At 74.6% G+C, this 12,761-nt stretch carries 9 protein-coding genes; 4 read left to right on the top strand and 5 right to left on the bottom strand.

Features of this window, described 5'->3' with window-relative positions; translation table 11 throughout:
- Positions 1-204: 204 nt before the first annotated feature.
- Genes ABZ948_RS14035 through ABZ948_RS14015 form a run of 5 tightly spaced genes read right to left on the bottom strand, consistent with a single transcriptional unit; the run spans position 205 to position 4,580 of the window.
- Entirely contained in the window at positions 205-1,074 is an 870-nt protein-coding gene (locus ABZ948_RS14035) for a 5-oxoprolinase subunit C family protein (RefSeq protein ID WP_359759243.1), read from the bottom strand.
- Positions 1,071-1,688: a 5-oxoprolinase subunit PxpB gene (gene pxpB, locus ABZ948_RS14030; protein ID WP_359759241.1), complete on the bottom strand. Its 618-nt coding sequence runs from the start codon at positions 1,686-1,688 to the stop codon at positions 1,071-1,073. Before pxpB ends, ABZ948_RS14035 begins: the two co-directional genes overlap by 4 nt.
- Positions 1,685-2,443 carry a LamB/YcsF family protein gene (locus ABZ948_RS14025; RefSeq protein ID WP_359759239.1) on the bottom strand — a complete coding sequence of 253 codons (759 nt, stop codon included), beginning with the start codon at positions 2,441-2,443 and terminating at the stop codon, positions 1,685-1,687. The genes pxpB and ABZ948_RS14025 overlap by 4 nt, the downstream gene beginning before the upstream one ends.
- 11 nt (positions 2,444-2,454) lie before the next feature.
- Entirely contained in the window at positions 2,455-3,282 is an 828-nt protein-coding gene (locus ABZ948_RS14020; protein ID WP_359759237.1) for a putative hydro-lyase, read from the bottom strand.
- Positions 3,279-4,580, bottom strand: coding sequence for an MFS transporter (locus ABZ948_RS14015; protein WP_359759235.1), 1,302 nt, complete (start codon positions 4,578-4,580; stop codon positions 3,279-3,281). The genes ABZ948_RS14020 and ABZ948_RS14015 overlap by 4 nt, the downstream gene beginning before the upstream one ends.
- 170 nt (positions 4,581-4,750) lie before the next feature.
- Between ABZ948_RS14015 and ABZ948_RS14010 the strand changes: the two genes are divergently transcribed.
- From ABZ948_RS14010 to ABZ948_RS13995, 4 genes are all read left to right on the top strand, one after another.
- Positions 4,751-5,446, top strand: coding sequence for a GntR family transcriptional regulator (locus ABZ948_RS14010; RefSeq protein WP_359759233.1), 696 nt, complete (start codon positions 4,751-4,753; stop codon positions 5,444-5,446).
- Between the two features lie 94 nt (positions 5,447-5,540).
- On the top strand, positions 5,541-7,067 hold the full coding sequence (locus ABZ948_RS14005; RefSeq protein WP_359759231.1) for a hypothetical protein: 1,527 nt from the start codon (positions 5,541-5,543) through the stop codon (positions 7,065-7,067).
- Between the two features lie 109 nt (positions 7,068-7,176).
- A complete protein-coding gene (locus ABZ948_RS14000; RefSeq protein ID WP_359759229.1) occupies positions 7,177-8,067 on the top strand; it encodes a hypothetical protein in 891 nt (296 codons plus the stop codon).
- 39 nt (positions 8,068-8,106) lie between these two features.
- The gene (locus tag ABZ948_RS13995; RefSeq protein WP_359759227.1) at positions 8,107-12,744 is read left to right on the top strand and encodes a hypothetical protein; all 4,638 of its coding nucleotides are present in this window, start codon (positions 8,107-8,109) and stop codon (positions 12,742-12,744) included.
- Positions 12,745-12,761: the final 17 nt, after the last annotated feature.

The raw sequence follows: 12,761 nt of genomic DNA, 5'->3' as shown, positions 1-12,761 counted from the left end.
GGGCCCTGTCGCGGGCGGGCGTGGAGGTCACGCCCCGGGCCCTGTCGGCGCGCGGCAGGGCCTGGGGGGTGTCCGCAAAGTCGCGTCGTTCGCCCGGAGGGCGGGCCCTGCGGCGTCATGGGGGTCCCCCCTGCTCGAGCGAAGCCGAGAGCTTGGGGGAGCGTGCCGGGCGTCGCGGGGCAGGCGGGACTTTGCGGACACCCCCTAGCGGCGGCGTACGGCCACGAAACGCACGGGCGTGCCGGGAAGCGCCTGGGCCGCCGCCGGGAGGTCGGCGGCGCGGACCACGGCGATCACCGGGTAGCCCCCGGTGGTCGGGTGGTCGGCCAGGAACACCACCGGCCTGCCGTCGGGCGGGACCTGGACGGCCCCCAGCACCATGCCCTCGCTGGGCAGTTCACCGGGCCGGGCCCGCTCCAGGGCGGGTCCCTCCGTGCGCAGCCCGATGCGGTTGCTCGCGGCGGACACCCGGTAGGCGCGAGAAAGGAACGCGCGCACGGCCTCCGGTGTGAACCAGCCGTCACGCGGGCCGAGGGTCACCCGCAGGACCAGTTCGGCCGGGGGCGCCGGCTGCGGGGCGACGTCCACGCGCGCGTGCGCCCCCGTCGGCCGGCCCAGGGGCAGCACCGTGCCGTCCGTGAGCGGCGCCGGCCCGAGCCCCGACAGCAGGTCCGTCGAGCGGCTGCCGAGCACGGGTTCCACGGCGATGCCCCCGGAGACGCCCACGTAGGCGCGTACACCCGACACCGCCGGACCGACGTCCAGCAGTGCCCCGGCGGGCACGCGTACGGGCGCGCCCCATGCGGCGGGCCGTCCGTCCACCGTGACCCGGCAGTGCGCGCCCGTCACCGCCACCGTGACGGCCGAACGAGGTCGCACCGTGCAGCCGTTCAGGGTCGTCTCCAGCACGGCCGCTCCGGGTGGGTTGCCGGTCAGCCGGTTGGCAAGGTCCGCGGCGGGCCCGTCCAGCGCCCCGGAGCGGGGGACGCCGAGGTGGGCGTGTCCGGGGCGGCCGCGGTCCTGCACGGTGGTCAGGGCACCGGCCCGTACGACGGCGAGCGCGCGGTCCGTCATGAGCGCCCCTCGGGGACGAACCGCACGCGCGTGCCCGGCGACAGCAGCGCCGCCGGCACGCGCGCGTGGTCCCACAGCACGGCGTCCGTCGTGCCGATCAGCTGCCAGCCGCCCGGCGAGGAGCGCGGGTACACGCCCGTGTACGGGCCGGCCAGCGCCACCGACCCCGCCGGGACGGCCGTGCGCGGAGTGGCCCGGCGCGGCACGTCGTAGCGCGGCGGCAGGCCGGTGAGGTAGCCGAAGCCGGGCGCGAAGCCGCAGAAGGCGACCCGGAACTCGGTCTCGGCGTGGATGCGGGCGACCTCCGGCTCCGCAACTCCCCAGTGCGCGGCGACGTCGGCCAGGTCCGGGCCGTCGTAGCGCACGGGGATCTCGACCACGGCACGCGCGCGTGGGGGAGCGGGCGGGATCTCGGCCGCGGTCAGTTCGGCGGACACCCGGGCGGGGGCGTCGAGTCCGTCGAGGAGGACCGTGCGGGCCGCGGGGACGATCTCGCGGACGGACAGCGAGCCCTCGGCGCGGCGTCGCAGCAGCTCCGCGTGCAGGGCCTGGGCCTCGTCGCCCGAGGAGACCTCGACGAGCAGGGCGTCCTCGCCGACGGGCAGGACCTTCATGCGAAGGCCTCCACCCGGACCCCCGACGCCTCCAGCCGCTCCCGCACGCGGCGCGCCAGCTCCACCGCGCCGGGGGTGTCGCCGTGCAGGCACAGGGAACGCGCGCGCACCTCGATGCGCGTCCCCGAGAGGGAGACCACCTCGCCGGAGCGGGCCATGCTCAGGGACCGCTCCACGACGACATCCGGGTCGGTGACCACGGCGCCCTCCTGGGAGCGGGGTACGAGGGTGCCCGCGTCGGTGTAGGCGCGGTCCGCGAACGCCTCCGTGACGACCGGCAGCCCGGCCTTCGCGGCCAGCTCCAGCAGGCGTGAGCCGGGCAGGCCGAGCACGGGCAGCGTGCCGTCCGCGAGGAGCACGCCGTCGACGACAGCGGCGGCCTGCTCCTCGTCGCGCACGACCCGGTTGTAGAGCGCCCCGTGCGGTTTGACGTAGGCCACGCGGGCGCCCGCGGCGCGCGCGAACACCTCCAGGGCGCCGATCTGGTAGGCGACTTCGGCCGCCAGCTCGGCGGGCGGCACGTCCATGGCGCGCCGCCCGAACCCGGCCAGGTCCCGGTAGGACACCTGGGCGCCGATCCGGACCCCGCGCTCGGCCGCCAGCTCGCACACCCGGCGCATGGTGGCCGGGTCCCCGGCGTGGAAGCCGCACGCCACGTTGGCGCTGGTGACGACGGACAGCAGGCGTTCGTCGTCGGTGAGCCGCCAGCGGCCGAAGCCCTCGCCGAGGTCGGCGTTCAGGTCGATCGAGGTCACTTTCACTCCTGTCAGGCCACGCGGTACTGCTCGTCGCGGGCGTCGGTGAGGAACATCTGCCCCGGTGCGTGGGTGAGGGCGAACGGCGGACGCGAGGCCATCACCGCCGCCTGCGGGGTCACCCCGCACGCCCAGAACACCGGGATGTCGTCCGGCTCGGTGTCCACCGGATCGCCGAAGTCGGGGCGGGCGAGGTCGTCGATGCCGAGCCCCGCGGGGTCGCCGCAGTGCACCGGGCTGCCGTGCACCGCGGGCAGCAGACTGCTCTCCCGGATCGCCGCCGCCAGATGCTCGGGTGGCACCGGCCGCATCGACACCACCATGGGGCCGTGCAGCCGCCCCGCCGGACGGCACTGCCGGCTCGTCACGTACATCGGGACGTTGCGGCCCTGCTCGACGTGGCGGATCGGCACGCCCGCCTCGCCCAGCGCCCACTCGAAGGTGAAGCTGCACCCGATGAGGAACGACACCAGGTCGTCCCGCCAGTACGCGCGCACGTCGGTCGGCTCGTCCACCAGTTCGCCGTCCCGCCACACCCGGTAGCGCGGCAGGTCCGTGCGCAGATCGGCGCCCTCGGCGAGCACCGTCGTCCAGGACCCGGCGTCCGTGACGTCCAGGACGGGGCACGGCTTGGGGTTGCGCTGGCAGAACAGCAGCATGTCGTAGGCCCAGTCGGCGGGCACCGAGATCAGGTTGACCTGGGTGTGGCCCCCGGCGACCCCGGCCGTGGGGCCGGTGAGGCCGTCGCGGAAGCGGGCCCGGGCCGTTTCCGGGCTCCACGCGCGCGCGTGCTCGTCGACCAGGACCACGGGACGGTCCTCGGTGCTCGTGCGGTTCACGTGAGCTCCTTCCCACGCGTCTCCGGCAGCCCGAGCAGGGCCAGCGCCGCGATGCCGTAGCCGATGGCGCCGAAGACCAGCGCGCCGCCCACGCCCCAGCTGTCCGCCAGGAAGCCGACCGTGGTCGGGAACACGGCACCCACCGCGCGCCCGGTGTTGTACGTGAAGCCCTGCCCGGTGCCGCGCACCGCCGTCGGGTACAGCTCGCTCAGGTAGGAGCCGAAGCCGCTGAAGATCGCCGACATGCAGAACCCGAGCGGGAAACCGAGCACCAGCAGCAGGGTGTTGGCGCCGCTCGGGATGTTCGCGTACGCCAGGATGCAGATCGCCGAGAGCAGGGCGAACAGCCAGATGTTGCGCCGCCGGCCCAGCTTGTCGGTGAGGTAGCCGCCGGTCAGGTACCCGATGAAGGCGCCCGAGATGAGGAACGTCAGGTAGCCGCCGGTGCCGACGACCGACAGGTCGCGCTCGGACTTCAGGTAGGTCGGCACCCAGGTGGCCAGCGTGTAGTAGCCGCCCTGGACGCCGGTCGACAGCAGTCCCGCGAAGACCGTGACCCGCAGCAGGCCGGGCTTGAAGATCGCCTTGAACGAGCCCTTCTCCGCGCTCTGTTCGCGCGCGGCCGCCGCCTCGGGGGCGTCGTGCACGCTGCGCCGCAGCCAGACGACGAGCAGTGCGGGCAGGGCCCCGGTCCAGAACATGATGCGCCAGGCCAGGTCCTCGCCGGCGACCGAGAAGACCAGCGTGTACACGATCGCGGCGAGACCCCAGCCCACCGCCCAGGAGCTCTGGATCGCGCCGAGCGTGCGCCCCCGGTGCTTGGCGCTCGCGTACTCGGCGACCAGGATCGCGCCGACCGCCCACTCGCCGCCGAAGCCGAGGCCCTGGAGGGCGCGGAAGACCAGCAGTGTCTCGTAGTTGGGCGCGAAACCGCAGGCGACGGTGAACACCGCGTACGTGATCACCGTGACCATCAGCGCCTTGACGCGGCCGACGCGGTCCGCGAGAACGCCCGCGAGCGCGCCGCCGACCGCGGAGACCACCAGCGTGACCGTCGTGAAGAGGCCGGTCTGGCCGCTGTTCAGGCCGAAGTACGCGGACAGCGCGACCATGCTCAGCGGCAGCGTGAAGTAGTCGTACGAGTCCAGGGCATAGCCGCCGAAGGCACCCGCGAACGCGCGGCGGCCGCGCGGACCCAGGGCCCGCAGCCAGCCGAACGCCCCGTCGTCCGAGGTGCGTTCGGTGGTCGCGGGGCGTGTGTCGTCGGTCAGGGCCTGCGGTGGAGGGGTCGTGCTCATGGGCACCTCGCAGAGGGAGGACGGAGGGTGCTTCGGGGAGCCGTGCCGTGCGGAAGCGGTCGGCGCCGCGGTGAGGGAGACGACGCCGTGCGTAGCACCGTAGAGGATTGTTCAACGATCCCTCAATACCCCTGTTGGTTCGTTCTTGGGAACTGCGATTGAATTCCGGCATGGCAGAGCAGCTGAAGGACCTCGCCGACGACCGGGCCCTCCTGGGGCGCACCAGCACCGCGGAACGGGTCTCGGACATCCTCAGGAGCCGGATCGCCGAGGGCTACTTCCCGCCCGGCACCCGCCTGTCCGAGGACAGCATCGGCGGCGCGCTCGGCGTCTCCCGCAATACGCTGCGCGAGGCGTTCCGGCTGCTCACGCACGAACGCCTGCTCGTCCACGAGCTGAACCGGGGCGTCTTCGTCCGGGTCCTCACCGTGGAGGACGTCGAGGACATCTACCGCACCCGGCGGCTGGTGGAGTGCGCGGTGGTCCGGGGCCTGGGGGAGCCGCCGTACGGCCTCGACGGACTGGCCGCCGCCGTGGAGGAAGGGCGGCGGGCGGCGCGCGAAGGTGACTGGAAGGGCGTGGGTACGGCCAACATCCACTTCCACCGGGAACTGGTGGCCCTGGCCGGGAGCGAGCGCACGGCCGAGCTGATGCGCAGCGTCTTCGCCGAACTGCGCCTCGCCTTCCACGTGGTGGACGAACCGCAGCGGCTCCACGAACCGTATATCGCACGAAATGTCGCCATACTCCAGGCCCTTCAGCACGGAGACCGCGAGCAGGCGGAGAGCCTGCTCGCCGGCTACCTCGACGACTCGCTGGAGCGGGTCGTCGAGGTGTACCGCCGCCGCGTCGGCGAGGACGGCTGAGGGGCGGGTGCCCTTCTCGACCGCGGCCGGGCGGCGGGGGAGGCGCACCGCGTCGTTTGGGTCGATGTCAGACCCAGGACCTAGTCTGTGCACCGTGACTTCGCCTGCATCGACGGACAGCGTTCCGCCCCAGCTCAGCGCGGGGCCGCGCCCCGCCCTGGGGCCGGCCGCCGACGAGGGTCTGGCGCGGCGCCTGCGCGCGCTCGCCTGCACGGCGCCGCTGCACGACCTGGACGCGCGCAAGGCCAACCTCGCCGGCGAGTACTCGGTGTACGGCATGGCGGAGGTCGCCCTCGCGGCCATCGACCTCGTCACACTGAACATGGACTTCGACACGGGCGCCGACCACGAGCAGATCGTCGCCCGGCTCATCCCGCGCATCGCCGCCCAGGCCCCGCGGCGACCCGCCGCCGAGCACGAGCGGGTGGCCCGCTGGGTCCTGGAGAACCTGATCAACGTCGGCAGCGTCGACCGCGGCTTCCGCGCGGTGTACGGCACATTCGCGGCGGACGGCACCTATGTGCGCCGCGACTACGACTTCAAGCTGATCGAGGAGGTCCCCGGCCCCGGCGGCACGGTGTATCTGCGGACGACGGACGAAGCGGTCAACGTCCTCGTCGGCGCCCTCGACACGGACGTCACCAGCGCGCAGATCGCCGCCGAGGTCAAGCTGGAGGTGCTGATCAGCCGCGGCCGGCTCGCCGACGCCCAGCTCGCGGCCGAACAGGCCCGTTACCGCACCGTGCAGTACTCGGAGACCCTGCGCAGGGCCCTCGACGCGACGCGGCGCAACGTCCGCGCGGTGGACTGGCTCACCACGGTGCCCGACATGATCGCCGAGGCCCTGGAGCACGTGGCCGACCGCTACCGCCACGAGAACGCGATCCTCACGAACATCCGCAAGGCGCGCGACGAGTCCGAGGACCCCGAGCACAAGCGGCGCGCCGCCGAGCTCGTCGACATCGTCAAGGACTGCATCCGCCGGCACACGCAGCTGCAGTCCCGGCTGCTGGAGGCCGGACCGCTGTTCCGCGCAGAGCAGGACCGGCAGGCCTTCGCCACGCCGACGACCACCTCGGGGATGGACCTGTACGGCCATCTCGTCGCGCCGGTCCTGCCGCTGCCGCTGGAGCAGGCCGTCCGCGTCACGGACGCGTTCTTCGCCCGCGGCACGGGGCTGCGCACACCGGTGTCCGTCCGGGTCGGAGACCTCGTCGACATACTGCTGACGCCGCCGGTGGAGCGGGAGCACCTGGGCGCGGAGGTGCCCGAGCCCGATCTCATCGCCACGCCCGACGACAGCAGGTTCAGCGAGGAGCAGATGGCGGCGGCGCAGGAGCTGCTCGACCTGCCGGCGGATGCCCCGCGGCGGTTGTCGGGCCTGCTGGCCGAGGCCCGCAGGCAGGACCCCGACCTGCCGTACCTGGTGGCCCTGCTGGCGGTGCACGCCGCGAGCCCGCCGGTCGGCACCGCCTATCGCCAGGGCGAGCAGAAGCTGCTGTTCGCCGTGGACGACGGGACCGAGCTGGACGACCCGGAGTTCGGCGGGGCGGACCTGATCGTCGGCACCGCGCTGCTGGACGCGGCGGGGATGGCGGCGGACCGGACGGAGGCCGCGTGATGCTTCCCCCGGTGGCCGGCCGCGGCGCCGTCGTGGCCGGTCGCGCAGTTCCCCGCGCCCCTGAGGGCGTGGCCCGCACTCTCGTCTACAAGGTCAAGGAGTTCACGTCGTGAGCGAGCACGTCGAGTGGAGTGAGCCGGAGGGCACGGCCCCCGCGGCCCCCGCGGCCCCCGCCGCCGTCACGCCCGCCGACGCCGCCGACGCGGCCCGGCTCGTGTCCTTCGGGTTGCAGCCCAAGCTGCAGCCCGCCCGCGACCAGGAGTACGCGGACCTGCTGCGGCGCTACCGCGAGGACCCGCCGTTCGCGCGGCTCGCCGACGCCGTGGCGACCGGTCTGGGGCTGATCGTGCTGGAGGTGTCCCCCCGCTCGGGCATGGTCGTGACCGCCGCCGAGGACTCGGTGTTCGCCGTCCGCATGGGTGACTACGCGCGTCGTACGTCCGCCGACGGCGGCGACCGGTTCCTGCACGGACTCGCCCATCTCGCCGTCGCCGCCATGGCGTTCCCGCGCCCCGAGGACCTCGCCGACGACGGCTACATCGGCCGGGTCACGGTCAACGGCGTCGACGCCTTCGTGCGCCAGGCCTGCCGCCGCCTGGAGGAGCGCGCCGCCGAGCAGGGCGAGAACACCGACCCGGTGACCGACGCGCCGGGCCTGGAGGCCGCCTGGCGGATCTGGATGCGGCGCAGCGCGACGGGCGCCACCAAGGACGCGCGCCGCCCGGCCGGTTCGACCACCGGCATCGTCGCCAAGGCCGTCGCCTTCCTCACCGACTCCGGCTTCCTCCAGCGCACCGGCGACGACAACGGCGGCACGTACCGCACGACCGCCCGCTACCAGCTCCAGGTCCGCGACATGGCCGGCAGCGCCGCCCTGGCCGAGCTGCTGGAGCTGGGCGTCGTCCCGGTCACCGACGGCACACCGACGCTGCTGCCCGCCGAGGAGAGCGACGACCTGGAACTCGTCGCCGACGCCGGGCTGCCGTTCCACTCCTCCTGAACACCCCCCCCACCTCACGAAGACTTACGAGAGTCCGCCATGTACGAGCTGTCCCGGGTCCGCCTCTACTCCATCGGGCCTGCCGGCGCGCGCTACGCCGACACCGTGCTCGACCTGCGGGGCGTGGGCGAGCCCGTGCCCGACCCCGCGCCCACGCAGGCGGAGTTCTTCGAGGAGGAGCCCGTCGGCCCGCCGCGCCGGCCCGCGCCCGCCGGCGTGCTGTTCCTGGAGAACGGCGGCGGCAAGTCGGTGCTGCTCAAGCTGATCTTCTCGGTGATGCTGCCGGGCCACCGCAACACCCTCGGCGGCGCCAGCTCCGGCGTGCTGCGCAAGTTCCTCCTCGCCGACGACTGCGGACACGTCGCCCTGGAGTGGCAGCACGTGCTGACCGGCGAGTGCGTCGTCGTCGGCAAGGTCAGCGAGTGGCGCGGACGACAGGTTTCCAACGACCCGCGCAAGTTCGCCGAGGCCTGGTACTCCTTCCGGCCCGGCCCCGGTCTCAGCCTCGACAACCTGCCCGTCGCCGAGTCCACCGCCGTACGTCCCCCGGTCGAGGGCCAGTCGGGGGCGCGCGGGCGGCGCCGCACCATGAAGGGCTTCCGGGACGCCCTCATGGAGGCGGGCAAGACCTACCCGCACCTGGAGGTGCACTGGGAGGAGATCCACGACCGCTGGATCGAGCACCTCGGCGAGCTCGGCCTCGACCCCGAACTCTTCCGCTACCAGCGGGAGATGAACGCCGACGAAGGCGAGGCCGCCGGTCTCTTCGCCGTCAAGAAGGACGCCGACTTCACCGACCTGCTGCTGCGCGCCGTCACCGACACCCGCGACACCGACGGGCTCGCCGACCTGGTCAGCGGGTTCGGCAACAAGCTGGGCCGCAGGGCCGAGCTGATCGCCGAGCGGGACTTCACCGCTGGGTCCGTCGACCTGCTCGGACGGATCGTCGAGGCCGCCGAGGCCCGTGCCCGCGCGCGTGACATCCACGCCGGAGCCGAGCGCCGCACCCGGACACTCGCCCGCAGACTGTCCGCCCGGGGCGTGCAGGAGCGGGCGAGGGCCGCCGACCTGGCCCAGCGGGTCACCGCCGCCGCATACGCCGTCACCCACGCCGAGGCGGCCCGCGAGCGCAGCGCGCTGATCTCCGCCGAACTCGCCTACCGGCACGCCTCCCTGGCGCTCGCGGCCGCGGAGAAGTCCGCCGCCGCGCAGAAGCGCGAACTCGCCGACGCCCGCACGCTGTACTCCGCCTGGCAGGCCGCCGAGGCCGTCCTGCGCCACCGCGCCGCCGCCGACCGCGTCGCCCGCGTCTCCGCCGCGATCCAGGAGGCCGAGCGGGACGCCGCCCCCGCGCTGGCCGCCCGCTCCAGGGCCGCCGTCGACCTCGTACGAGCCCTGCACGCGGCCGCGGAGAAGGCGGAGAACCACGCCAACGAGGAAGAAGAACGGTCCGCCGCCCTCCAGGAGGTCAGCGACGCGGCCTACCGGGACTCCACCGCCGCCGCCACGCAGGCGCAGCGGGCCCGCAGCGAGGTCGGGCACCTCAAGCAGCGCCTTGCCGAGGTCGAGCAGGAGACGGCCGAGGCGGTGAGGGCCGGCTGGCTCGACGACAGCGCACCGGACGCCGACCCGGCCCGCGCCGCCCTCGCCGCCAGCGACGCCGAGAAGACCGCCGTCGCGGCCTGGGACTCCGCCCGCGAGGCCTCTCGCCGCGCCACGGAGCACGCGCGCGAGGCCGCCGCCACCGAGACCCGCGCCGAACTGACCGCGGCCCGCGCGGCCGACGCGGCCACCGCCGCCGAGCGGTCCTACGAGGCCGAGCGCCGTACCGCCGAGGCACTGGCGGGGGAGGAGCGCCTGGCCGAACTGCTCGGCCTGGCGTCCGAAACCCGCCCGGGCATCCCGCAGCCCCGCCACGGCACGGACGACGAGCAGCCCACCCCGTCCGGCCCCGGCGAGCAGGGCCTCACGCCCGAGGAACTCGACCGCTTCGCCGACGACCTGCGCGAGATGCTCGACGACGCCGTCTCCTCCGCCGAACGACAGCTGTTCGAGCTGCGTACGGCCGCCGCCGACGACTCCCGGATCCTCGGCGCGCTCGGTGACGGCGGACTGCTGCCGCCCGGCCCGGACGTGCTGGCCACGGTCGAGTTCCTCGGCGAGCACGGCATCCCCGCCCTGCCCGGCTGGCGCTACCTCGCCCAGGCCGTCGACCCGGCCGACCACGCGCGCGTGCTGGCCGCCCGGCCCGAACTCGTCGACGGCGTGATCATCACCGACCCCGACTCCCACGCCCGCGCCCGCGAGGCGCTGGGCGACGCGGCGCTGCTGCCGCGTTCCGCCGTGGCGGTCGGCACCGCCGCCGCCCTGCTCGCCCCGACCCCCGCCCCGGACACCGACAGCGGCGATGTCTTCCTCGTGCCGCCGAACCCGGCCATGCACGACGAGCACGCCGCCGACGAGGAGCGGCAGGCGCTGCGCGCCCGGGCGACCGAGCGGGACGAGGAGATCCGCACGCTCGCCGCCCGGCTCGGCAAGGACCGCGAGCTGGCCGCCCGGCTCGCCTCCTGGCGCACCGGCTGCCCGGCCGGCCGGCTGGCCGAACTGGCCCAGGCGGCGCACGACACCCGCGTGTTCGCCGAGGAGTCGGAAGCCGAGCTGGCCGAGGCGCGCACCGTCCGGGCCGAGGCCGACGAGGCCGCCGCCGAGGCCGCACGCGTCCGGGACGAGCGGCAGGAGGCCGCCCAGAAGGCCCGCCGCTCCGCCGACGCCCTCGCCGGCCTCGCCTTCCGGCTGCGCGAGCGGGCCGGCTGGCAGGTCAAGGTGCGGGAACTGGCCGACGAGGCCGCCGAGGCGGAGGCGAGCGCCCAGGCCTGCCTGGAGCGGGCCCGGGCCGCCGACGAGGACCGCCGTGCCGCCCAGCGCGCCGCCGACGACGCCCGCCGCACCGCCCGCGCGCTGCGCGCCGAGCGCTCCGAGATCGCCGGCGCCCCGGACGACGTGCCCGAGGACGACACCCAGACCCCGAAGGCCTCCCTGCCCGCGCTGCGCGAGGCCTACCGGGCCGCGTCGCAGGTGTACGAGAAGGTCGGCGTGGGTGCCGACCTGCGCGCCGAGCAGGCCCGCGCGGAGAGCGACGAGAGCGCGGCGCGCGCGGAGCTGGACCGGCTGAGCAACAAGGTCCGCACGCGCGCGGAGCAGCTCCTCGAATCACCCGACGGCTCCGACGGGCCGAGCCGCCAGGCCGCCGCCGCCCGGGCCGAGGAACTGGTGCAGCTCCTGGAGACCCGCATGTCGACCGCGAGCGAGCAGCTCGGCCGGCTGCGCGGCGAGGCCGAACGGCACGCGCCCGAGGACGGCGAGGCCCACACCGACCTCCCCGAGGACCTCCAGCCGCGCGACGCCGAGCACGCGCAGACCCTGCTGCGCACCGCCACGGCCGAACTCGTCTCCCACACCGAGGCGCTCGACCAGGCCCGGGAGGCGCACGCCGAACTCCTCGACGCCCACCGCGCCGCCGAGGACGCGGCCGGCGGCTTCGACGAGATCGCCGCCATGCTCCGCGACCTGCTGCGCGAGCACACCACGGAGGAGGAGCAGGAGGAGACGGAGCCGTACCCCGGCAGCCCCGAGGAGGCCCGCCAGTCCGCCGCCGAGGCCCGCCGCTCCCTGCGCGGCTGCGCCGCCGACCTGTCCGCCGCCGAGGCCGCCGTCCGCGAGGCGAGCGACATCCTCGTCCGGCACGCCAACTCCACGCGCTACGAGCAGGTCCGCACCCCGGCCCGGCAGCAGATCCGCGAACTGCCCGCCTCCGCGCTGCCCGAGCACGCCCAGAAGTGGGCGGACGCCTTCGCACCGCGACTGCGGGTCCTCACCGACGAACTGGAACAACTGGAGCGCAACCGCGACTCGATCGTGGACCGGCTGCGCGGCCTCGTCGAGTCGGCCCTGGCCACCTTGCGCTCCGCCCAGCGGCTCTCCCGGCTGCCCGAAGGCCTCGGCGAGTGGTCGGGGCAGGAGTTCCTCCGCATCCGCTTCGAGGAGCCCGACCAGGCCACGCTCACCGAGCGGCTCGGCGAGGTCATCGACGAGGCGACCCGCGCCGCCGTGAAGAAGAACTCCGATCTGCGGCGGGACGGCATGTCCCTGCTGCTCCGGGGCGTGGCGGCGGCGTTGCAGCCCAAGGGCGTCGCCGTCGAGATCCTCAAGCCCGACGCGGTGCTGCGCGCCGAGCGCGTGCCCGTCGGGCAGATGGGCGACGTCTTCTCCGGCGGCCAGCTCCTCACCGCCGCCATCGCCCTGTACTGCACGATGGCCGCCCTGCGCTCGAACGACCGGGGCCGCGACAAGCACCGGCACGCGGGCACGCTGTTCCTCGACAACCCCATCGGCCGCGCCAACGCCACGTACCTGCTGGAGCTCCAGCGGGCGGTGTCGGACGCCCTCGGTGTCCAGCTCCTGTACACCACGGGTCTGTTCGACACCACCGCGCTGGCCGAGTTCCCGCTGGTCATCCGCATGCGCAACGACGCCGACCTGAGGGCGGGCCTGAAGTACATCAGCGTCGAGGAACATCTCCGCCCGGGCCTGCCGCAGCAGCCCCAGGCGGGGGAGGCGGTCCACAGCGAGATCACGGCGACCAGGATGTACAAGCGCCCGGCGCCCGCGACCTCTTAGCTCAGGCACCCTCGTTG

The sequence above is a fragment of the Streptomyces olindensis genome (genome assembly GCF_040645895.1).
Taxonomy (GTDB): Bacteria; Actinomycetota; Actinomycetes; order Streptomycetales; family Streptomycetaceae; genus Streptomyces; species Streptomyces olindensis.
This window is presented reverse-complemented; position numbering and strand designations above follow the sequence as displayed.